General features: G+C 60.8%; 15 protein-coding genes. 4 read left to right on the forward strand and 11 right to left on the reverse strand.

Going from position 1 to position 23692, the window contains the following annotated elements; genetic code table 11:
* Positions 1-34 precede the first annotated feature (34 nt).
* Positions 35-4072 (reverse strand): phosphoribosylformylglycinamidine synthase, encoded by a 4038-nt coding sequence (purL, locus tag SKZ59_RS11220; protein ID WP_319991776.1) that lies wholly within the window; start codon positions 4070-4072, stop codon positions 35-37.
* 182 nt (positions 4073-4254) lie between these two features.
* Positions 4255-5319 (reverse strand): GGDEF domain-containing protein, encoded by a 1065-nt coding sequence (locus tag SKZ59_RS11225; RefSeq protein ID WP_319991777.1) that lies wholly within the window; start codon positions 5317-5319, stop codon positions 4255-4257.
* 348 nt (positions 5320-5667) lie between these two features.
* On the opposite strand from SKZ59_RS11225, the gene SKZ59_RS11230 reads away from it, so the two are divergent.
* Entirely contained in the window at positions 5668-7293 is a 1626-nt protein-coding gene (locus SKZ59_RS11230) for a tetratricopeptide repeat-containing response regulator (protein ID WP_034748563.1), read from the forward strand.
* 322 nt (positions 7294-7615) lie between these two features.
* Here SKZ59_RS11230 and SKZ59_RS11235 read toward each other — a convergent pair whose 3' ends face one another.
* The 3 genes from SKZ59_RS11235 to SKZ59_RS11245 form a co-directional block, all read right to left on the reverse strand.
* Entirely contained in the window at positions 7616-8710 is a 1095-nt protein-coding gene (locus tag SKZ59_RS11235; RefSeq protein WP_319991778.1) for a S41 family peptidase, read from the reverse strand.
* 71 nt (positions 8711-8781) lie between these two features.
* Positions 8782-9279: a MarR family winged helix-turn-helix transcriptional regulator gene (locus tag SKZ59_RS11240; protein WP_319991779.1), complete on the reverse strand. Its 498-nt coding sequence runs from the start codon at positions 9277-9279 to the stop codon at positions 8782-8784.
* 169 nt (positions 9280-9448) lie between these two features.
* Positions 9449-9751, reverse strand: a complete 303-nt coding sequence (locus SKZ59_RS11245) for an HNH endonuclease (protein ID WP_319991780.1) — start codon at positions 9749-9751, stop codon at positions 9449-9451.
* A gap of 694 nt (positions 9752-10445) precedes the next feature.
* Between SKZ59_RS11245 and SKZ59_RS11250 the strand changes: the two genes are divergently transcribed.
* Together SKZ59_RS11250 and SKZ59_RS11255 are read left to right on the forward strand one after the other, a co-directional pair.
* On the forward strand, positions 10446-10886 hold the full coding sequence (locus SKZ59_RS11250; RefSeq protein ID WP_319991781.1) for a hypothetical protein: 441 nt from the start codon (positions 10446-10448) through the stop codon (positions 10884-10886).
* A 738-nt stretch (positions 10887-11624) separates the two neighbouring features.
* On the forward strand, positions 11625-12341 hold the full coding sequence (locus SKZ59_RS11255; protein ID WP_319991782.1) for an AbiV family abortive infection protein: 717 nt from the start codon (positions 11625-11627) through the stop codon (positions 12339-12341).
* Positions 12342-12550: 209 nt separating this feature from the next.
* On the opposite strand, the gene SKZ59_RS11260 is transcribed toward SKZ59_RS11255, so the two are convergent.
* From SKZ59_RS11260 to SKZ59_RS11280, 5 genes are all read right to left on the reverse strand, one after another.
* Positions 12551-13414, reverse strand: a complete 864-nt coding sequence (locus SKZ59_RS11260; protein ID WP_319991783.1) for a hypothetical protein — start codon at positions 13412-13414, stop codon at positions 12551-12553.
* Between the two features lie 329 nt (positions 13415-13743).
* A complete protein-coding gene (locus SKZ59_RS11265; protein ID WP_319991784.1) occupies positions 13744-14148 on the reverse strand; it encodes a hypothetical protein in 405 nt (134 codons plus the stop codon).
* A 316-nt stretch (positions 14149-14464) separates the two neighbouring features.
* Positions 14465-15106: a TetR/AcrR family transcriptional regulator gene (locus tag SKZ59_RS11270; protein WP_319991785.1), complete on the reverse strand. Its 642-nt coding sequence runs from the start codon at positions 15104-15106 to the stop codon at positions 14465-14467.
* Positions 15107-15120: 14 nt separating this feature from the next.
* The gene (locus SKZ59_RS11275) at positions 15121-17544 is read right to left on the reverse strand and encodes a membrane-bound PQQ-dependent dehydrogenase, glucose/quinate/shikimate family (RefSeq protein WP_319991786.1); all 2424 of its coding nucleotides are present in this window, start codon (positions 17542-17544) and stop codon (positions 15121-15123) included.
* 291 nt (positions 17545-17835) lie between these two features.
* Positions 17836-18882 (reverse strand): NAD(P)-dependent alcohol dehydrogenase, encoded by a 1047-nt coding sequence (locus SKZ59_RS11280; RefSeq protein WP_319991787.1) that lies wholly within the window; start codon positions 18880-18882, stop codon positions 17836-17838.
* Between the two features lie 179 nt (positions 18883-19061).
* Between SKZ59_RS11280 and SKZ59_RS11285 the strand changes: the two genes are divergently transcribed.
* Positions 19062-20009 carry an AraC family transcriptional regulator gene (locus SKZ59_RS11285; RefSeq protein ID WP_319991788.1) on the forward strand — a complete coding sequence of 316 codons (948 nt, stop codon included), beginning with the start codon at positions 19062-19064 and terminating at the stop codon, positions 20007-20009.
* Here SKZ59_RS11285 and SKZ59_RS11290 read toward each other — a convergent pair.
* A complete protein-coding gene (locus tag SKZ59_RS11290) occupies positions 19991-23563 on the reverse strand; it encodes a hydantoinase B/oxoprolinase family protein (RefSeq protein ID WP_319991789.1) in 3573 nt (1190 codons plus the stop codon). The genes SKZ59_RS11285 and SKZ59_RS11290 overlap by 19 nt on opposite strands.
* Positions 23564-23692 lie beyond the last annotated feature (129 nt).

Below are 23692 nucleotides of genomic sequence, written 5' to 3' on the forward strand. Positions count from 1 at the left end.
CTTGAACTCCAGCGCTGCCCTGCATGCGAGCTAATTACCCCACAAACTTCCGCGCATTCCTGAACATGCGCATCCACGGCGAATCTTCGCCCCATGCCTCAGGGTGGTAGGACTGCTGCACGCTGCGGAACACGCGCTCAGCGTGCGGCATCAGCACCGTGAAGCGGCCGTCTGGCGTGGTCACGGAGGTGATGCCTTCCGGCGAGCCGTTCGGGTTGTACGGGTACGCTTCCGTGGCGGCGCCCTTGTTGTCGACGAAGCGCATGGCTTTGGTGACCTGGGTGATGTCGCCCGTTTGCGAGAAGTCGGCGTAGCCTTCGCCGTGGGCGATAGCGATGCCGGCTTGCGTGCCGGCCATGCCGTTGAAGAAGATCGATGGGGAATCCATCACTTCGACCATGGCAAAGCGGCCTTCGAATTTCTCCGACTTGTTGCGCGTGAATTTCGGCCAGGCGTGGGCGCCGGGGATAATGGATTTCAAATTACTCATCATCTGGCAGCCGTTGCAGATACCCAGGCCAAAACTGTCCGTGCGGTTGAAGAAGCGCGCGAACTGTTCCGCCAGGCTGGCGTTGAACAGAATCGTTTTCGCCCAGCCTTCGCCGGCGCCCAGCACGTCGCCGTACGAGAAACCGCCCACGGCGATGACGCCCTGGAAGTCGTCCAGTTTCACGCGGCCCGCAATCAGGTCGCTCATGTGCACGTCGACAGCGGCAAAACCTGCCTGGTGCATCACGTAGGCCGTCTCGATGTGCGAGTTGACGCCCTGCTCGCGCAGGATGGCGACGCGCGGGCGCACGCCGGTGGCGATGAATGGCGCGGCGATGTTCTCGTTCTGATCGAAGGTGACGACCGGCGACATGCCCGGGTCTTGCGCGTCCAGCAGGCGGTCGTATTCAGCGTCCGCGCAGGCCGGATTGTCGCGCAGGCGGGCGATGCGCCAGCTCGTTTCACTCCACAGGCGGTGCAGGTCCGCGCGCGGCTGGGTGTAAATCAGCTTGGCGTCGCGCGTGAATTCGATCACGTCACGGTCGTTCAATTTGCCGATGATATGGCTGCAGGCGCCCAGGTTGAAGGTGCGCAGCACGTCCATGACGAGCGACTTTTCTTCCGCGCGCACCTGGATGACGGCGCCCAGCTCTTCGCTGAACAAGGCGCGCAGGGTCAGTTCGTTGCGGCGTTCCGCTACCTGGCCGGCCCAGTTCTTGGCGTCGCCCCAGTCGCTCGAATGCTCGCCTTCCATGGTCAGCATGTCGAGGTTGACGGACATGCCCGTATGGCCGGCGAAGGCCATTTCCGTCAGGGTGGCGTACAGGCCGCCGTCCGAACGGTCATGGTAGGCCAGCAGCTTGTCGTCGCTGTTCAATTTTTGGATGGCGGCGAAGAAGCCTTTCAGGTCTTCCGCGCTGTCCACGTCCGGCGTGGAATTACCCAGCTGGCCCATGACTTGCGCCAAGGCGGATGCACCGAGGCGGTTCTTGCCGCGACCCAGGTCGATCAGGATCAGGGACGTGTCGCCCTTGTCCGTTTTCAGCTGCGGCGTGAGCGACTTGCGCACGTCCGTCACTGGCGCGAACGAGGAGACGATCAGGGACACCGGCGACGTGACGGATTTCGCCGCGCCCGTGCTGTCGTCTTTCCACGTCGTGCGCATCGACAGCGAATCCTTGCCGACCGGGATACTGATGCCCAGCGCCGGGCACAGTTCCATGCCCACGGCTTTCACCGTGTCGTACAGGGCCGCGTCCTGGCCAGGCTGGCCGCAGGCGGCCATCCAGTTGGCGGACAATTTGATGTCGGAGATATCGCTGATTGCTGCGGCGGCGATGTTGGTGACGGCTTCGCCCACGGCCATGCGGCCCGAGGCGGCGGCGTCGATGACGGCCAGCGGCGTGCGTTCGCCCATGGCCATCGCTTCACCCAGGTAGCCTTCGAAACTCATGGTGGTGACGGCGCAATCGGCCACCGGCACTTGCCATGGTCCCACCATCTGGTCGCGCACGGTCATGCCGCCCACGCTGCGGTCGCCGATGGTGATCAGGAAGGATTTGTCGGCCACGGTCGGCAGCAGCAGCACTTTTTGCGCTACGTCCTTCAAATCCATGCCTGTCAGGTCGATGGCAGGGAAATCGTTGGCCACGTGGACCACGTCGCGCTGCATCTTCGGCGGCTTGCCCAGCAAGACGTCCATCGGCATGTCAACCGGTTCGTTGCCGAGTTCCGTGTCGATCAGTTTAAGTTGACGCTCTTCGGTGGCCACGCCCACGGCGGCGAACAGACAGCGTTCGCGTTCGCACATGGCTTTAAATAATGGCAGGCTTTCCGGCGCGATGGCGAGAACGTAGCGTTCCTGCGATTCATTGCTCCAGATTTCCTTCGGCGCCATGCCCGATTCTTCCAGCGGCACTTTGCGCAGGTCGAAAATCGCGCCGCGCTTGGCGTCGTTGGTGATTTCCGGGAACGCATTCGACAAGCCGCCCGCACCCACGTCGTGGATCGAGATGATCGGATTGTCAAGCCCCATTTGCCAGCAGGCGTTGATGACTTCCTGGGCACGGCGTTCCATTTCAGGGTTGCCGCGCTGGACCGAATCGAAGTCCAGGTCGGCCGTGTTGCTGCCGGTGGTCATCGACGAAGCGGCGCTGCCGCCCATGCCGATGCGCATGCCCGGGCCACCCAGCTGCACCAGCAGGCTGCCGACGGGGATGTCGTTCTTGTGCGTGTGCTGCGCCGAGATATTGCCGATGCCGCCAGCGATCATGATCGGCTTGTGGTAGCCAAACACGGCGTCTTTATCTGTACCGACGTTCTGCTCATACGTGCGGAAGTAGCCGCCCAATACGGGACGGCCGAATTCGTTCGAGAACGCGGCGCCGCCCAGCGGGCCTTCGATCATGATTTGCAGCGGCGACGCGATGCGCTCCGGTTTGCCGTATTGGTCCGCATCTGTGCGGCCAGCCAGCGGCGCCGTCACGGAAGCTGCCGTTTCCCAGCTGCGCACGGCATCCGGCAGGGACAGGTTCGACACGGTGAAGCCGGTCAGGCCAGCTTTTGGCTTGGCGCCGCGCCCCGTCGCGCCTTCGTCGCGAATCTCGCCGCCCGCGCCCGTGGAGGCGCCAGGGAATGGAGAGATTGCCGTCGGGTGGTTATGCGTTTCCACCTTCATCAGGGTGTGCGTCAGTTCCGTCGACGCCGCATATTCGTGCTTGTCACCGCGCGGGTAGAAGCGCGACACCGTCGCGCCTTCCATGATGGACGAATTGTCGCTGTAGGCGACGACGGTGCCCTTCGGCTGCAGTTCATGCGTATTCTTGATCATGCCGAACAGGGACTTCGGCTGCGCCACGCCGTCGATGGTCCAGTCGGCGTTGAAGATCTTGTGGCGGCAATGCTCGCTGTTCGCCTGCGCGAACATCATCAGTTCCACATCCGTCGGGTTGCGGCCGGCCTTGGTGAAGGCGGCGTCCAGGTAGTCGATCTCGTCTTCCGACATCGCCAGGCCCAGTTCCGTGTTCGCCGTTTCCAGGGCGGCCTTGCCCTGCCCCAGCAAATCGATCGATTCGAGTGGGCGCGCTTCCAGGGTGCGGAACAGGTCCTTGGCGTCGTCGGCGCTGCGCAGCACGGATTCCGTCATGCGGTCGTGCAGCAGGTCGGCAACGGCTTGTACCTGCTCGTCCGTCAACTTGCCGGCGCCGATGGCGCTGCCCAGGATGCCCGATTTCAGGTTGATGCGGAAAGCGATGCCGCGTTCGACGCGCTTGATGTGCGCCATGCCGCAGTTGTGCGCGATGTCGGTGGCTTTCGAGGCCCACGGCGAGATCGTGCCGAAACGGGGGATGACAAAGAATTCTTCGGCAGCGCCTTCCGTATTGTCAGCCTGGGCCGGCTCGCCATACGTCAGCAAGGCGCCAAGGCGCGTGCTGTCGTCGTTGGTGAGAGGCGCGCTGGCATCGATGAAATGGACATAGCGTGCTTGTACGGCAACAATCGCAGGCGAGACGGCTTGCAGTTGGCTTAACAGACGGTGGCTACGGAAATGGGACAGGGCATTGGAACCCGGCAGTATCAACATGATTGGAAGGTGGTTGATGCAGCGTGGCTGCGGGTTAAAGGTAGGTATGACAATATCTTTCGTACGGCAAATTTCCTTTGCGCGCATTATACCCGTTTTACCCCTGCCTTATGACCGGAACTTGGCCCTTTGCCACCGTTTTGCCCCGCACAGCGGTAGTTTTTGACACTGCAACAACACCCTCAGGCGATCACATAGCGGTTCTTGCCTTGCCGCTTGGCCAGGTACAGGGCCTCGTCGGCCAGCCGGTAGCTGTGGCCCAGCTCCTTGCTCCGGTCCAGCTCGGCCACGCCCACGCTGATCGACACGAACTGGGCTGCCAGGAAAGCCTGGCTGACAGCCTCGACCAAGGCGCCGGCAAAGGCGCGCGCGTCATCCCGGTCGCCCGCGTAGACGATGCCGAATTCCTCGCCGCCCAGGCGGCCGCACAGATGGCCTTGCGCCTTGTCCGCGATGACGGCGGCCGTGCGCACGAGCACCGCGTCGCCCGCATCGTGGCCCTGCTGGTCGTTGATGATCTTGAAATTGTCGATGTCGATCATCAGGAAATGCAGCATGCCGCCATGGCTTGCGCCATGCATCTGCTGGGCGCGCTGCGTGAACATGCGGCGGTTGTTCAAACCCGTCAGGCTGTCCTGGAAGGCCAGCCGCGTCAACTCCACCTTGGAGTGATAGTTACGCAAGCGCAATAAACTGAAGCTGACATTCAGTGCCAGCCCGAACAGCACGCTGACGGCGATCATCAAGGGCGCCCAGGATTGGTCGGGCAAGCCCGCGTTGACGGGATACAGGCCGTGGCCCACGTTCCACCACACGCCGGCCACGACGGCCAGGTAGCTGAGGCCGCCATTGAAGATGGAGGCGATGGCCAGGGTCATGAAGACGCCCACCGGCAAGACCCAGAAGCTGGCGTGATGCACGGCGTCGGCCATGGTGCGCAAGCCAAAAGTCAGCGCCAGCACGGCGCAGGCGCCGGTAATCGTCAGCACGGGCAAGGTGGTACAGCGGTAGCGCACGACCAGGCTGATCAGCATGCCCAGCAGCGCCAGCACGGCATGCGTGAGGTTCGGATGGTAGGCGGGCGGCATCAGCAGCCACGTCAAGCTGAAGGCGATGATGCCCAGCACTTGCGTGACCATGCCGACCCGGTGCAATTCCGCAAAATAGGTATGCTGCTGTTCGCTGTTGCCGCCAAATGCAAGGGGAACGGCAACGCGGCGCAGGGAAGAAAGATCAGGAACACGCATACGGGTATCGACACCAGAAAGAAGAAAAGCGCCCGGTACAGCCTTGCGCATGCCTGGCCGCAAGATTGTGCGGCATCCAACATTAGTTGTAATTAGGATACTATCATGCTAGTCAACTATGTGCTGGAATTTGCGGCGCCGGCACTGGCGCGCAGCACAACGGCGCCATGAAATACAACGCTGCGCGCCACCGGATGCGCCTTGCACCCTGCCCTACGCCCGATTGCACGCATTTTGCTGGCAGTGCCGGGCAGCTTTGCAGTATGCTGATAAAAAACAATACTGCCAGGCCGAGACATATAAGAAGAGTTCCCGCAAATGACCGAACAGATGAACGAGAGCTGAACAATGCCAGAAACTAGCGACTTATCTGTCCTGATCGTCGACCCGAACCCCAGCATGCGGGGCAATCTGCACAATATGCTGAATCAGGCTGCCATCACCAAGGTGGAATATGCCGTCAATGCCGGCACGGCCATCCGCTTGCTGACGAAGAAACCGTTCGACATCATCCTGTGCGAATACGATCTTGGCAGCGGCACGGACGGCCAGGATGGCCAGCAATTGCTGGAAGACTTGCGCCACCATAAGCTGATCGGCCTGTGGACGATCTTCATCATGCTGACCTCGGAAGCCATCCACAGCAAAGTGATCAGCGCGGCCGAACTGACTCCGTCCGACTACATATTGAAACCGTTCACCGTCGACGTGCTGAGCGGACGCATCGCGCGCGCCATCGAGCGGCGCGCCATTTTCCTGCCGACCTATCAGCTGATCGACAAGGGCGACTTGCGCGAAGCCGTGAAAAGCTGCCGCGCGGCCGAACTGCAGCACCCGCGCCTGGCGGCCGATTTCGCCCGCCTGCGCGCCGAGCTGCACATCGCCCTGGACGAGTGGAAGGAAGCGGAACAGCTGTACGCCGACATGCTGGCCACGCGCCCCATGGCCTGGGCCCACCTGGGATTGGCGCGCACCCTGTTCGAACAGCAGCGCCATGAGGAAGCGCAGGACGCGCTGCTGGAACTGGTGGAAGTCTATCCCCGCTTCATGGCCGCCTACGACCTGCTGGCGCAAAACCATGAAGCCATGGGCCAGCAGCTGCAGGCGAAGAAAATCCTCGAGGACGCGGTGGCCATCTCGCCGCACATGGTACGCCGCTTGCGCCACCTGGGCGGCATCGCCTTCGACACGGGCGACATCGGCGCGGCCGAACGGGCCTACAAGCAGGTGGTGACGAAAGCCAAATACTCGGAATTCCGCGATCCCGAAGATCATGTGAATCTGGTCAAAACGCTGGTCAAGAAAGGCGATGCACCGCAAGCGAGCGGCGTGCTGCGCGACATGGAGCGCTCCTTGCGCGGCGGCGCCAACGTGGAAGCGTGCCGCGCCATCTCGGCCGCCATGCTGCATGAATTGTCGGGCAACGACATCGCCGCCGCCACCGAACTGCAACTGGCCGCCGCCGCCCTGGACACGGCACGGGGCCTGTCGACGCAGCTGAAGGTGGGCCTCGTGCAAAGCTGCCTGAAAAACAACCTGGAACAGGCGGCGTCCGACGTCATGATGAAACTCGTCAACGAAGCCGACAGCGACGTGACGATGGAAGCGGCCGTCGACGTATTTGAAAAAGCGGGCCGCCACGACCTGGCGCAAGGCATGGGCCAGCAAATCACGAACCAGGTACAGGAACTGATGCAGGATGCGGCCAGCAAGTCGGAAAGCGGAGAGCTCAAGGGAGCCGTATTCGTGCTGCGCCAGGCCTTGCGCAAGACTCCAGGCAACCTGCCCGTGCTGTTCGCCTCCGTCGACGCCATCCTGCGCCAGCTCAACATGCTGGGCTGGGAAGCCCCGCTGGCCGAACAGGCGCAACACCAGATGCAGGTGATCCGCAAGATCGACCCCAAGCATCCGAAACTCGAGTCGCTCAAGCAGCAGTACGAGGCGACGCAGCACAAGTATGGTATTGCGACTTGAGCTGAGGGACGCACTGCAAACCTGCTGCGCAGCCCACTCTCGGGTCGGCGTTGCTCGCCGTACTAAAGTACGGCTGCGCTACTCAACCCGACATTGGGCTTGCTCGCGACGGTTTTCAGAGGCGTCGTGGCGTGCGTTGACGTCAAAAACGCACAGCCCATTTCCGATCATTCACGTAGGTCGGACACGTAGGTCGGATTAGCGAAGCGTAATCCGACGCCATTGTTAGCTCAGTAGTGTCGGATTACGCGGCGTGCCGCCGCTAATCCGACCTACGCACTACGTCCCTCTTGCCGCCACAAGGTTGATCAGCCCCGCGATATCAACGCTCGCCCCTGAGCGTGTAGACCGGCTTCTCGGACTCGCCCTTCTCCGCCATCGCCAGCACGCGCTGCAGCTCCTTGCGCTCGTTGCCCTCCTTGGCCGATGACACCAGGTTGCGCAGGATGGCGACATGCGCCGTCTGCAGCGCCTGTGCCGCGGGCACGGCGATGTCCGGCTTCACGCCGACATGCTCCCAGTTGGTTTTGGTGACGGCATTGGTCGTGCGCGCGGTCGGAATCGCGACAATGATGTCCTGCCCTACGTTGTACCAGCTCACGGGATTGGAGCCGCCGCCGGTGGTTTCTCCGACCACCGTCCCCCGTTTCTGCGCCTGGATGCCATAAGAGAAATCCTCCCCGCCGGAAAACGTGCGGGCCGAGGTCAGCACGTACACGGGCTTGTCGTAACGCTGTGCGACCGTCTTCACGGTCCAGAACTGCCGCGTCGTACCGGTCGGGCGATCGTACATGTCGATCAGGTGACGCTCGTCGCCGAACGGGAAGAAATGACTCATCAGGTAAGCCACGCTGGCCGGGCTGCCGCCGCCGTTGCGGCGCAGGTCGAGGATCAGCGCATCCGTCCCCGCCATGAGCGACATCGCCGCCGTGTACGCCGCGGCGACGAATTCCGGACCGCCGAAGCCGCGCAGCTCGATATAGCCGACGTTGCCGGGAAGGCGTTCGATCTTCTCGATGTCATAGCCGCGCCGGGTGGTCTGGTCGCGCCATTCGTCAATCTTGGCGCGGCTGGGCACTTCGGCGGCACCGCTGCGCTCACGAAGACCTTCGTAAAACGCGGCGCCGAAATGCAAGTCACCGCTCAGTTCCCGCAAGTCCTTCGCCAGCGCCGCACTGAAGGCCTTCACGTTGGCGGCGGTCGCATAGCCTCCTTCGGCATTTTTCCTGGTAATCGCAATGCCGACCCGTTCGGCCACCGCTGGCTCGATGTAATTCGCGTTCATTTTCACTGCCAGTGTCTGCACGATCGCCGTGCGATCGGCCGCGTTCAACGCGGTGTCCTCCGCCGCAAAGGCGTGCAACGACAACAACGTGCCCAATACGATTGCTGCGGCAAGCTTCTTTCTACCTGACATACATTCCTCCAAGTTAGACTACGAAACGTTTGATCGTTGTGCGAAAAGTGTGCGTGGCTGCATCATTCGGGTTACTCGCCAGGTGTTGTCGTGCCTGCGTCAGAGCGGGCATCCAGGCGCAGCCTGCCATCGTGGATGCGCGCGCCGAAGGAGCGCGTCTCGAGTACGGCGATCGCCTGTGCGAGGCAGTCGGACAAGGGAAACGCCAGTTCCGCATCGAGGCTGTCGGCCGCGGATTTGGTCGCCTGCCAGCACAACCGCAGGCGCGGCAGCAGCGCTGCGCCAGCGGCGCTGAGGCGCACCACGCGCTGCCTGCCGTCTTCGCCGCCGGCCACCGTCAACAGGCCTTTCTTCACCATCAAAGCCACTGTCTGGGTCGCGGCAGGCTGCGTGAGGCCGCCCAAGGCCGCCAGCTCCCCAATGGTCGCGCTCGGCTGCTCGGCCAGCACCCGCATTACCGGCGTGTAGCGCGGCCGGTAATCGAGCCCCGCTTCCACGTAGGCCTGCTCGACCGCGCCGTCGAGCAGTTCGATGAGATGTCTTAATTGCGTGCCCAGTCCTGGTTTCATGCAACCATCGTAGCACTATTTATATAAGAGCTTATATAAATATTTGAAAACTATTGAAGCGGCCCACCATCCAACCAAGGTGGCCTCAGCGAAGCGCCTGCTTGTGCACGTTATAAGTTAGCGACGATTGGTACTTGGCAATAGGTTCGCTGCCACTGCAGTGCCTGCATCAGCGCGGGAGTTTATAGCGTACCAGCAGCGTAGCTCCCTTGCCGCCAGGTGGCGTCAGCAGTATCTCGTCACCCGGCTGCATCTCTTCATACATCACCGTGCAACAGGTCGGCATCGAGTGGCCGCGCGCCGGATAAACGCCAACCTGGGTGTGCAGGTTCGCAGCGCGTACGTCCACACTGGACTTGCCAGCCTTTGCTTCGTCTTGCAGCAGCTTGCGCAGTACGGTGACGAAGTCCCCTTTGCTGAGCCTGGCAGGCGCCTGATTTGCTTGCGGGCGAGTGGTTGCGTCGTTTTTCATGGCAGTTTCTTTCAGTAAATAAATTTTCGCCACTATAACATTCGCTCCTGGCGCAACACGACCAGGGGGCGCAGCGAGGCCATCACATCCGACCGAGGCAACCGCGGCAGAGTGCCTGCGATGGAGCTGCCATCATGATCGGCGCGACATGGCATCTGGCGTCTGGTCAAAGCAGAAGCTACGCTGGCCGCTTACGTGCTCCAAGTGATGAGGCGACCAGCCATTTGGGGTAAAGTGCTGCATCCAGCGGATTGACCCGCCGGTTTGAATTGCCAACGGCAGTAGCCAACAGCAGGCATTGCAAACGTTAACGTCTTGTGGGGTTCAAGCACCTAGAGGAAAATCATGGCAGGAAAATTTTTGAGCCGAGGCGCGCTAGTCCACCTTATCAAGAGTCAGGAACGAACTAATGCTATTCAGAAGCGCGATGGATTAACCCAGCACCCGGTGCGAACAACTGTGTGTGGCTGCCCTGACCCTGATTGCGGTGGCTGGCATACCATACTGATTGAGAAAAACGTGCCAACCGAAGACGAATGCAGGTCGATTTTGCAACGTGAAAAGACCAAAAGAAAGGGCTAGTTGCGTATGCCGAATCTGGCCAAGAGCGGATGTTGAATAAGTTTGCAATGGGCAAGAACACAAGTTGTTTAATTCAGGGGCGTGCAGTCGCCCATTTCTAAATATGGAATCAATGACAGTGATGGCAATAAAGTGGAGGAACCAGGAGGTGCGAAGCCACAATGGCCTCGTGTGCAACAACGGTGACATCTACGAAGTGCACGAAACCTGGATGGCCAGAGTACATGAAAAACAGGAGCTTGGCGGTTGGCTCAATGTCGCGATTCTGGCGCAAGAAGAGTTGTATGGTGGTCAGTACATAGTCAAGTGCGGAGAGGCTGCGGAACACGGCTCAATCGGCGTAGTCGTTTTGGAATCGCTGCAAAATCATGAACCTGTTTGGACGTTTGTTTCGGATCAATCCAATCCATTTGATCAAATAACAATCAAGGGCGGCTGGGTTGTGGTGCTGTCAACGTCAGGCGCCGTGTTACGGTTTGGTGCGCCAATGAGGGAGGCAAGGCTTCTGCTTACGCGTACTTCGATCCATGGCTCTAACGACGGGCGCTTGTAAAGTGGTGAGAGGCTGCGCGTCCGCTATGCTTAGGTGATGCCTTTTAGGCAGCCTCCGGCCAAGAGCAGCCGTTCAATGATCGGTTCAATTATGAAATTTATGCAATACGATGTAGTTAAGATTGTGGCAGTCAACGTGGAACAGTTTGCATTAGCTGACGAGTCTAATCTTCGGCGACCCATGGTCGGGGACGTCGCAACCATTATTGAACTTTATTCCTCCCCAGTGGGATACGAATTAGAGTGCAGTGACGCAAACGGTATTACGCAGTGGCTGATGGCGTTTCGGCCTGAAGATGTCGTGCTAGAGTTACGCCTTTAGTATTTCCGAGAACGGCCAAAAGCAGCCCAATTGATATAGGAACTAGATGCTCGTTATTGTTCACGTAAATCGCGATAGTGTTCATGCTGGCGATGACTTAGAGTCTCATGCTGCAGAAGTCGAAGTTGATTTAGACTCAGATATTGGCAGCATGTTGAAAGATTTGAAGTCAAGTTATTTGCCAGGCATTGCTGACGGTGTCGCCACGTGGATTATTGCGTGCTCAGGTAACGGCCCTAGTCCAATTGGGGTACTCGCGCAGCAATGGCAAGAGCCTCGCCTACGAGTACCATTGGAAACACCTATAACTCAAGTGCTTGGGAGCGGCCGACTCAGCGTAACGTTTGAATATTGGTGCCAGAAAGACCCAGCGTTTGTTTTCGAAAGAATCGCCGCTGGAAAAGAGCCACCATCGAAATGGTAGTCTCTGAACGGCCAAATGCGGATATCGAACGAAAACTTGAAATGACGAAAATAAAAATCAATTCGCCTAAAAAACTTTCCATGTACAAGTGGAAGAAGTTAGGTTCTGAGTCTTTACGAAACGCTTTACGTTTGCATCAGGACTCTATATCGCTGTTTGATTTAAAATCATATCCCTCAGCATTTCAATTATCAGTACTCACACTAGAGGAGTTCGCGAAAGCGAAATGGGTTGAACACTATTACTATAGCTCTGTGACGAACGAGGGGTTTCCTGATGCTGAATTTGAGCAAGGTTGGCTAAAACTCTTGTACATTCACTCTGAGAAGCAGTTCGGATTTGTCGCTCGAGATATGTTTGAGTATTCTTCAAAATTGGTCAACGCTTTGAAAAGTGGCGACCTTGAGCGCCGTAAACAACAAGCTGTGTATGTTGGACTGGAACGCGACAAAAAAACCATAAAAACAGATGGAAAAATTTCACTCCCCACCAAAATAAAATATGAAGATGCGAAGCGAATGATTTCCTGGATAAATGCGGAATTTCTGTTTGCGCGCAAGCTTCTTAATTTCCACGGGTCGTACTTTGGAATCGAAGCGATGGACGACATCCTACTTTCGTCGGCAGCTGACTGCTTGAAGGAGTGGCCATTTAAGTCGCGAATGCGTTCACGCTCCCATCTCAAAGCTCATATCAATCAACAAAAGTGACGGGTGCCTGACCCGTAACTGTGGCATTTAAGGATTTTTCGGTAGTTTAGTTTTATATCTTGAGCACAGATAAAAATACCGGTGTTTTCAATTTAAAGCGAAGATCCGAGAGGAGCGACAGCAACCGGTAAGAGTCGAAAAACATTTGAATACAGCCACTCCGTTTGGATAATTATCTGGTCATCGGACAGTCTGTCCAATAATGTCAATTAGTCAATTGTGCCGCGTCGGTCTTTATACTTCGGATCAACATACCCAGCCACCAAGTAAGCATAGACTTCCTGCAGATTGTCACGTAGCTCATAACAATCATCGGCAAATAAGGGGGCGTGTGGAAAAATCCCATAGCGCGACTCCGGATGCATCGTCATGACGCGACTTTCGTAATACTCTTCGAAATATTTCCCTCGCGGCTCCTGATTAAAGACGCGCGCGATATAAGTGGCGACGTCACTAGATGTAACGTTCTTTCCTCCTCTATTTTCTAAGATTCGAATGATGAGGCGAAACGATGCTTCCAGTGAAATGAATAGCGTATTGATCGACTCCTCAAGAAATTGGTGGTGACGGGAGATCATCCCACATCGCAATAGCGTGGAGAGGCCTCGTATTAAGAGGTAATCCCCTGCATCGATGCTCTTCAGTAGTGTCTGTTGAAGCTTTTCGCGTTTTGGTAGTGTAGAACAGTGGTAGGATGATCCTCCGAAGATGGGCGGAAGCGCAATCTCACGAGCATCCGAAACAATAATTGAGATTGGCTTCGTTGGCGTAGACCAAGGTATTGGAGCCAATGCTCGAGTGATCAACTGCGCACGAATCGCGCGGAGCAGTCGCTTGCTGGTCAATGGTTGGTCAGTTTGAATAAGATAAGGACGACCAACAGGATATATCGAAAAAAAGTCGTTTTCCCGGTTGGTTGCTAATAGGATAGAGGCGTAGAGTTTAATTTCATTGAGGCTGATCCACTCCACCTCAGAGTAGTAATTCTCGCTTGCATCGATCGGCGGCGAACAAGGTACAACCGAAAAACAGAGGCCCTCGCCGATCACAACCGATCCAAGCTCGTTCAGCATGGATTTCGCGGGATAAGTACCCCACGGCGAAAGCATCCTTACTTCGTGTGTAGGGATATCCCGCCGGCAGTATTTTCTGGAATATTTTAGGAATCGTAAGCGCATAAGTGAGTGCCATTGTTACATACTCGGACTCGCCAAGCACGCCAGATCGGGAGGGAGCCGCGGCCGTCAGCTTCGGGGCGCGCGGTTTGACGTGAGAATTTGTGAGTTTTGCAGATGAGCAAGCTGCTATCCTGACTGACCTCGGCCGAATTCGGCCAAAAGCGGACGGTCAGTCGCCGCGGTTTTGCTTGAGCATGTCCTCGATCAGGACGGCAGGATATTGGTCAGACCTGCCGCTTTATCCCCGGTATTGCAGCGTAGACGTGCAGCACATCTCCATCAATATGTATCACCTGCGCCGGTGTTCCTTCGAACACGGGCGCAAGCAGCAAGGGGCGCAGGTCGCCACTTGCCACTGCCGCATCAAGAAATACCAGCAGCTCAGTGACGCTGGCCTGCACCACACGGCCCTGGAAGATAACGCGCTTGCCGGCATGTGCGACCAGCTTGTGGGCCACGTAATATGCTGGCGCCGTCAACTGCATCCGCAAGTCGGTCATCGAATCGTATGCGACCAGCGGGCCGCCACGCAGGACCGGCGCCAGCATGCTGAAAAACAGCGCATCGGCATCCGGTCCCGGCGCGACTTCCTGCTTTGCCAGCGCCGCAAAAGTGTACTCGTTCTTCATGCAGCCCTGGCCTGGTATGGGATGTGCCGACGAACGTCGATGTGTGCGGTTTTCATGGGCAAAGCATAGCACGGCGAGCAAGCATTCATTTGAATGCCGGTTGTGGCAGCCTTCAAGCATACGTGAGATCAAATGCTTCAATCCCACGCCAATTTCAACAGACCGCAAACGAACTTTGAAGGTCCGCTTCGGGGCGAAAGCAGACGAACACGACGGCCAGGGACAAGATGGCGAACAGGACTGATGCTATGACTAATGCAATGCTGCCCGACGGCTTCAGCTGCTCACCTTTCAGCACAGTCGGATTACGGCCCCGCTAATCCGCCCTACGCTCCACCCGCGCCACCACCAGCTCAATCAATTCCGCAATCAACGGCCGGAACGTGGCCGCATTACCGCCCTGCCCCAGCATCACGGTGCGCGTGGTCAGGTGCGAGAAGACGGCGTCGAACAGGATTTGCGGCAGGTTGGAAAATGAGGTATCGGGCGCGATGCGGCCCTGGGTGCGCTGCTGCTCCAGCAGGCGCAGGATGAGCGCATGCCACACTTGCGGGCCGTGCTCGTACCAGGTCTGGCCCACGGCCGGCACGGCGGCGGCGCCCGTGACGACGAGGCGGTAGAAATCCACGTGGCGGGGGCTGGTGACGACGGCTACCAGTTCGTCGAGGATCAGCTGCAAGCCCTGCTCCAGGCCCGCTTGCGACGTGTCGAGCTGGCGCAGCGCGATGATGAAGTCGGCACACAGGTATTCGACCACGGCCACCAGCAGTTCCTGCTTGCTGCCAAAGTAGCGGTAGGCGGTGGCTTTCGAGCCGCCCGCCTCGGCCACGATGGCGTCCATGCTGACGCCGTCGTAGCCGGATTCAAGAAAGAGTCTGGATGCCGCCACCAGCAGCTTGCGCCGCCGCTCCTCGCTTCGGGTACTCGGGGAAGCTGGAACGGTGCGCAACTGGGGCATGAAGCAAACTCTTACTATGTCTTGGGAAGCGCGTATGCTATCACGTAATCCCCCCGGTCCGGGCTCTGGCGGGCACCGCCCGCAACGACCACGACGTACTGGCGGCCCGACTTGGGCGACACATAGGTCATCGGCGTGCCTTGCGAACCGACGGGCATGCGCGCCTTCCACACTTCATGGCCGGTGGCGATGTCCATGGCGCGCAAATAGTAATCCTGCGTGCCCGCATAAAACACGAGGCCCGACGCCGTGCTCATGCCGCCGCCCAGGGTCGGCATGCCCAGTGGGATGGGCAGCCTCGCCTTGACGCCATTGACCACCGCATCCTGCACCGTGCCGGCCGGACGCTCCCACACTTTTTTCTTCGTCTTGAGGTCGATGGCGGCAAACACGCCCCACGGCGGGCTTTGGCAGGGAATGCCCAGCGGCGAATTGAAGGCCTTGTGGTCGATGACGAAGGGCGTGCCATCCATCGGATAGGTGCTGCCCACGCCGTGGCCCGACGTCAGCTTGGCCACGTCCACCGTTTCGCGCGGTACCAGCTTGACCACTTGCGGCATGCGGATATCGTTGACGAACATATAGCCATTGCTTTCATCGACGGCCGCGCCGCCCCAGTTGAAGCCGCCGTAGTAGCCCGGATAGATCAGCGTTTCTTTCGTGCTTGGCGCCGTGAACTCGCCCTGGTAATTGAGCTTGCGGAAGCTGATGCGGCAGGCCAGCTGGTCGAAGAAGGTGGCGCCCCACATGTCGCGCTCCGTGAGCGTATCCGCGCCGAGGGCCGGCATGCCCGTCGAGTATGGCTGCGTTTTCGACACCCAGTCGCCAGCCGCGTGCTCTTGCGGCACGGGTTTTTCCACGACTTCCGCGATCGGTTTGCCCGTGCGGCGGTCCAGCATGAAGATCTGGCCACGCTTGGTCAGCTGCACCAGCGCGGGGATCTTGCCACCCTTGCCGTCCGGGACGTCGTACAGAGCCGGTTGCGCGGCCACGTCGTAATCCCAGATATCGTGGTGGACGGTTTGATACGTCCAGCGCTCGCGGCCCGTGGCCATGTCGAGGGCAACGATGGCCGATGCGTATTTTTCCGTCAGCGGCGGACGCTTGCCGCCCCAGAAGTCCGGCTGCTCGTTCCCCGTCGGCAGGTAGACCAGACCCAGTGCATCGTCGAACGCGGGCGCCGACCACATGTTCGGCGTGCTGCGCGTGTACGTCTGCCCTTCCGGCGGCAGCTTGGTAATGGCTGGATTGCCCAGGTCCCAGGCCCACACCAGTTCACCCGTGTCGGCGCTGTAGGCGCGCACGACGCCAGACGGTTCATCGGTCGAGCGGCCATCGAACACCCAGCCGCCGAGGATGATCAGGTTGCGCGCCACCGTGGGCGCGGATGTGTAGGCGTAGTACGGCACGTTCATCTTGACCTTGCCCAGGCCGACGGTCAGGTCGACGGAGCCCTTGTCGCCGAAGCCCTCGCACTGCTTGCCCGTCTGCGCGTCGATCTGGATCAGGCGCGCATCCATGGTCACTTGCACGATGCGCTGGGCGCAGGCGCCCGCCACCGGCGCGCTGGCCGCCTGCATGCCGTCAAAACGGAACGGATTCGTCACCTTCGCCGGCTCGTAATAGCCGACACCGCGGCAACGGTTCCACGTCTTGATATTGGCCGGCTTCGGGTCGAAGGTCCAGCGTTCCTTGCCCGTATCCGCGTCGAGCGCGATGACCTTGCTCGTCGGCGTGCACGTATAGATGGTGTCGCCGATCTGCAGCGGCGTGTTTTGCGATTCGGACGCGCCTTCGGCCAGCTCACCCGAGCGGTAGGTCCACGCCACTTGCAGCTTGTCGACATTCTGTTTGTCGATCTGCGTGTACGGCGCGAAGCGCGTGCCCTTCGGGCCATAGCCGTAATGCGCCCAGTTGGCGCTGCCGCCGTTCACCGCCGCCAGCGCATCCTGCTGCGGCTGCACGGTGGCCTCAAGCACGCCATGCGGCTTGAACATGGCGGCGAAACCGGCCACCAGCACGACGGCAACCAGGGCCGCGAAACCGCGCGACTGGCCAGTGAGCTTGCGCCCCGCCAGCCACGGATGCAGCAAGGCGGCCACCAGGCCGATGACGAGGAACGGCGCCAGGCGCGGCACCATGGGCCAGAAGGCGAAGCCGATTTCCCACACGGCCCAGACCAGGGTGGCGATGACCAGCGCGGCGACGATGCCGCTCGCCAGCGGTTTGCGGCGCAGATACAGCACGCCGGCAAGGAGCAGGCCGAGTCCGGCCAGCAGGTAGTACCAGGAACCGCCGAGGGTAATAAGTTCGATGCCGCCGGCGGCCAGGGCCAGGCCGGAAAATCCGAGAAAGATGCCGAAAACCGTCAAGGCAAGCCGCTTGCCCCTGAAGACCGCCGGGATCGCCGGCGCTCCTTTATTTACTGAAGTGTCCATTTTTTATCCATGACGCCTCCCCTGCCCAGGCAAATACGCCGGGGATGGCTGGTTTTTTCAAATCTACGTAGTGAAACTGTACTGTACGGTTTCATTTTATGCCGATTTTTGATGCAAGGAAAGAAAAATTGACGCGGGAGCTTGATTTTTGGCGAGGATGGGAAGTTGGCGCAGGTGTCGGATTACGCGCTTGCGCGCTAATCCGACCTACCCGACCTACCGGAACGCTGAACGTGCGTAGGTTGGATTAGCGCAAAGCGCGTAATCCAACAAACACAGGTGCGCCGGGTGTTACAGCGATGCCATGTCGATCACGAAACGATATCTGACGTCGCTCTTCACCACACGCTCAAACGCCTCATTGATATCCTGGATACGGATGATTTCGATGTCCGACACAATATTGTGCTTGCCGCAGAAATCCAGCATTTCCTGGGTTTCCTTGATCGAGCCGATCATGGAGCCGGACAGGCTGCGGCGCCCACCCACCAGGCCGAAGGCACTGATCGGCGGCACGGCGCCGTCGGGGATGCCGACGATGACCATATTGCCGTCGACTTTCAGCAGGTTGATATACTGGTTCCAGTCGATCGCCGCGCCCACGGTACAGATGATCAAATCAAACGTGCCGGCCAGTTTGGTGAACGTTTCCGCGTCGTTGGTGGCGTAGTAATGGTCGGCGCCCAGGCGCAGGCCGTCTTCGCGCTTCGACAAAGTCTGGCTCAGCACCGTCACTTCGGCACCCATGGCGTGGGCGATTTTCACGCCCATGTGGCCCAGGCCGCCCATGCCCAGGATGGCGACCTGCTTGCCAGGACCGGCCTTCCAGTGGTTCAGCGGCGAATACAGGGTGATGCCGGCGCACAGCAGCGGCGCCGCGGCGTCCAGCGGCAGGTTGTCGGGAATCGACAGCACATAGCCTTCCTTGACGACGATGCTGTCCGAGTAGCCGCCCTGCGTGGCCGTCTTGCCGTCCGCTTCGACGCCGTTGTAGGTCTGGATCAGGCCTGGCATGTACTGTTCCAGGTCCACGTTGCGCGTCTTGCAAGTGGTGCAGGAATCGACGAAGCAGCCCACGCCCACGTGGTCGCCCACCTTGAACTTGCTGACGTTGGCACCGACGGCCGTGACGACGCCGGCGATTTCATGGCCGGGCACCATCGGGAAAGCGGCGCCGCCCCATTCGTCGCGCGCCTGGTGGATATCGGAATGGCACACGCCACAGTATTTGATCGAGATGGCCACGTCGTCTTCGCGCGGGGCGCGGCGCTCGAACGTGAACGGTTGCAGTGCGGAAGTCGGGCCCAGTGCGGCGTAGCCTTTGGCGATGGTGGTCATGAAAACTCCTGTGTCTAGATGTGTGTGGCGAGGGGTGACGCGTGCCATGCATGCGATTGCACAAGTGTGCCCGAGATGCCCGGCCGCCGTTACCGCGATCCTGCAAGACCTTTGCACGATCCTCCAAATCTGCGTAAGATCAGCCCCTGCCCTTCTTCGCCTCACGCATACTGAACGCCATGTCCACGCCACTTACTCCGCAAGATGAAATCGCCGCCCTGATCAGCCGCCACGCGCCGCGCACGGGCGACTACACGACGGCCATCGGCAACCTCAGTTTCCACCGCCAGTCGTCGGTCACGGAATCGCTGTTCCATGCGGCGCGCCCCAGCGTGGCCATCATCGCGCAGGGCGCGAAAGACGTCACCCTGGGCACGGAAACCTTCCACTACAGCCGCATGCAGTATCTGCTGACGTCCGTCGACTTGCCGGTGCAGGTGCGCGTGGTGGAAGCGAGCGTGGAGAAGCCGCACCTGTGCGTGGTGCTGGGCATCGACATCGCCGACGTGGCCGCGCTGCTCGACAGCGAAAGCGGCGGCGACAGCGTGGCGCAGCAGAAAATCCTGCCTGCCACGCGCGGCATTTCCGTCAGCGACGTGTCGGCCGAACTGCTCGACGCCATGCTGCGCCTCGTGCGCCTGCTCGACAAACCGGCGGAAATCGCCACCTTGGCGCCATTGATCCGCCGCGAGCTGACCTACCGCTTGCTCAATGGCCCCGTCGGCGCACGCCTGCGCCACATGGCGCTGGCCAGCAGCCAGTCGCACCAGGTGGGGCAAGCCATCGACTGGATCAAGCACAATTATTGCGAGCCGCTGCGCATCGAGCACCTGGCCGGCATGGCGAACATGAGCATGTCGTCGCTGCACCACCACTTCAAGGCGATTACGGCCATGACGCCGATGCAGTACCAGAAACTGCTGCGGCTGCAGGAAGCGCGGCGCCTGATGCTGGTCGAGCAGATCGACGCGGGCACGGCCGGCTACCGGGTCGGCTACGCCAGCGAATCGCAGTTCAGCCGCGAATACAGCCGCCAGTTCGGCCGCGCGCCCATGCGCGACGTGGGCCAGGTGCGTGCGCAGCTCAGCGGTGCCAATGGCGGCACGGCCTATTCCGTCTTGCCGTAAGCGCCGCCACCCGGCGTCTCGATCACGAACACGTCGCCAGTCAGCATGTCGGTCTTGCCGATATGGGGCAAGTGTTCCACCGTGCCGTCAACCCGCTCCACGTAATTGCGCCCCAGCGCGCCTGCCTCGCCGCCGTCCATGCCGAAAGGCGGATGGATGCGGTTGTTCGACAAGATCGCCGCCGTCATCGGCTCCAAAAAGCGCACCCGGCGCACGCCGCCATTGCCGCCGTGCCAGCGCCCCGCCCCGCCCGAATCTGCACGGATGCTGTAGCTGTCGAGGCGCACGGGAAAGCGCCACTCGAGAATTTCCGGATCCGTCAGGCGCGAATTGGTCATGTTCGTCTGCACCACGTCCGTGCCGTCAAAACCGGGGCCGGCCCCCGAGCCGCCCGATATCGTCTCGTAATACTGGTATTTGGCGCTGCCGAACGTGAAATTGTTCATCGTGCCCTGCGACGCCGCCATCGCGCCCAGCGCGCCATACAGGGCGTTGGTGATGCAGGTCGAGGTTTCCACATTGCCCGACACGACGGACGCAGGATACTGCGGGTTGAGCATGGAGCCGGGCGGGATGATCACCGTGAGCGGCTTCAGGCAGCCGGCATTCAAGGGAATCTCGTCGTCGACCAGGGTGCGGAACACGTACAGCACGGCCGCCATGCAGACGGCGGACGGCGCATTGAAGTTGTTCGGCAGCTGGCTTGAGGTTCCCGTGAAATCGATGACGGCGCTGCGTGCCGCTGCGTCGACCCTGATCGCCACTTTGATCTGCGCGCCGTTGTCGAGGTCCAGCGCATAGCTGCCATCCTTCAGGGTCGTGATGACCCTGCGCACGGCTTCCTCGGCATTGTCCTGCACGTGGCCCATGTAGGCTTGTACGACCGGCAAACCGAAATGCGCAACCATCTTGTGCAATTCTTCGGCCCCCTTCTGGTTGGCCGCCACCTGGGCGCGCAGGTCGGCCAGATTTTGCCGGGGATTGCGGGCCGGCCAGCTGGCGCCCGCCAGCAGGGCCAGGGTTTCGTCCTCTGCTAACCGTCCCGTGTCGCCGTCGACCAGTTTGAAATTGTCGATCAACACGCCCTCTTCCTCGATGCGCGTGGAGTCGGGCGGCATGGAGCCTGGTGTCGTGCCGCCGATATCGGCATGGTGGCCGCGCGAGCCGACATAGAACAGGATGGCGCCGCCCACTTCATCGAACACGGGCGAGATCACCGTCACGTCGGGCAGATGCGTGCCACCGTGGTATGGGTCGTTGAGCATGTAGACGTCGCCCGGCCGCATGGCGCCCGCGTTGCGCGTCATGACCGTGCGGATGCTCTCGCCCATGGAGCCCAGGTGCACGGGCATGTGCGGCGCGTTGGCAATCAAATGGCCTTGCGCGTCGAAGATGGCACAGCTGAAATCGAGCCGCTCCTTGATGTTGACGGAATGGGCCGTATTTTGCAGGCGCAGCCCCATCTGCTCGGCGATCGACATGAACAGGTTATTGAAAATTTCCAGCATCACGGGGTCGGCATTGGTCCCGATGGCACGGCGTTCAGGCAAGGCGACGACCCTGCGCAAGACCAGATGGCCATGCGCCGTCACTTCGGCGCGCCAGCCCGGCTCGATGACCGTGGTGGCATTGGCGTCGCTGACGATGGCGGGACCATCGATGGCGTCACCGGGGCGCAAGCTGTCCGCCGCATACAGGCCGCTTGGCCGCCAAGCACCGGCGCAGTACATGTCCACCGCCTGCACGGGCGCCAGCCCACCCGCGCGCGCCGCATACGCGGGCGTGGCCACTTGCGGCGCATCGGACGCGCCGATGGCTTCCACGGAGATCGCTTCGACGATCAGCGCGCGCGCCGGCATCAGAAAGGAAAAGCGTTTTTTGTAGGCCGCTTCGAACTGCGTTTGCATGCTCGCCACCGTATCGAACAGCACGACAAGGGCCGAATCCGTGCCTTCGTAGCGCAGGTGCACGCGCGACACCAGCGCGATGCGTTCCTGTGCCACGCCCTGGCGCAGCAAGTCGCCACGCGCCAGTTCGCCCAGTTGCGCGAAATCGCCGGCCAGGTCCGCGCCCAATGCCGCCTCGATGGCGCGCTCGCGCATGGCGCTCTGGTCGGCCAGGCCCATGCCGTAGGCCGACATCACGCCCGCCAGGCGGTGGATGAACACCGTGCGCATGCCCAGCGCATCGGCCACCAGGCAGGCATGCTGGCCGCCCGCGCCGCCAAAGCTGGTCAGGGTGTATTCGGTGACGTCGTGGCCGCGCTGCACGGAAATCTGCTTGATGGCGTTGGCCATGTTGCCGACCGCGATGGCGACATAGCCTTCGGCCACATCTTCCGGCGTCGAGTTTACCGTGCGCGCCAGCGCTTCGAACTGGGCGCGCACGGTGGCCACGTCCAGCGCTTCATTGGCATCGGGGCCGAAGACGCGGGGGAAGAACGCGGGCTGCAGCTTGCCCAGCATGACGTTGCAGTCGGTGACGGCCAGCGGGCCGCCGCGCCGGTAGCTGGCGGGGCCGGGATTGGCGCCCGCGCTGTCCGGCCCCACCTTGTAGCGGGCGCCGTCGAAATGCAGGATGGAGCCGCCGCCCGCGGCCACCGTGTGGATGCTCATCATGGGCGCGCGCATGCGCACGCCGGCGATCTGCGTCTCGAACACGCGTTCGAATTCGCCCGCGTAATGCGACACGTCGGTGGAGGTGCCGCCCATGTCGAAGCCGATGACCTTATCGAAACCGGCCAGCGCGCTGGCGCGCACCATGCCGACGATGCCGCCGGCGGGACCGGACAGAATGCTGTCCTTGCCCTGGAAGGCGCGCGCATCCGTCAAGCCGCCATTCGACTGCATGAATTGCAGGTGCACGCCGGGCAGCTCCATCGCCAGCTGGTCGACGTAGCGGCGCAAAATCGGCGACAGATAGGCGTCGACCACCGTCGTGTCGCCGCGCGCCACCAGTTTCATCATGGGACTGACTTCGTGCGACACGGACACCTGCGTAAAACCGGCTTCGCGCGCCAGCTGCGCCACCCGCGCCTCGTGCGCGTGATGGCGGTAGCCGTGCATCAGCACGACCGCAATGGCGCGCACTCCGCGCGCATATGCGTGTGCCAGTGCCACCCGCGCGGCCGTCTCGTCGAGCGGGGTCACGACGTCGCCGTGGGCGCCCACTCTTTCATCGATCTCGATCACGTCGCCATACAGCAGTTCGGGCACGATGATCTGGCGCGCGAACAGCTGCGGGCGGTTCTGGTAGGCGATGCGCAGGGCGTCGCGGAAACCGCGCGTGATGGCCAGCACGGTCGGCTCGCCCTTGCGTTCGAGCAGCGCATTGGTGGCCACCGTCGTGCCCATCTTGATGGCGCCCACCAGTTCGACGGGCAGCGGCGCACCAGGCGCCAGGTCCATCAGCTGGCGCATGCCGGCCAGCGCCGCGTCGCGGTACTGGCCAGGATTCTCCGACAGCAGTTTATGCGTGGCCAGGCTGCCGTCAGGACGGCGCGCCACGATGTCCGTAAAGGTGCCGCCCCGGTCGATCCAGAATTGCCAGTCCATCGCCTTGCCCCCGTACTTATGTGATATGGCTATTGTAGCCGCACAATTACGGCGCACCGCAGGCGTGCGCGGCTTGCCTTTCGCTCGCTTCGGCCTTATGTTGAAGATATGCTGACTAACGGAACACGC

Source organism: Janthinobacterium sp. GMG2 (assembly GCF_033949445.1).
Lineage (GTDB): Bacteria > Pseudomonadota > Gammaproteobacteria > Burkholderiales > Burkholderiaceae_D > Janthinobacterium > Janthinobacterium aestuarii.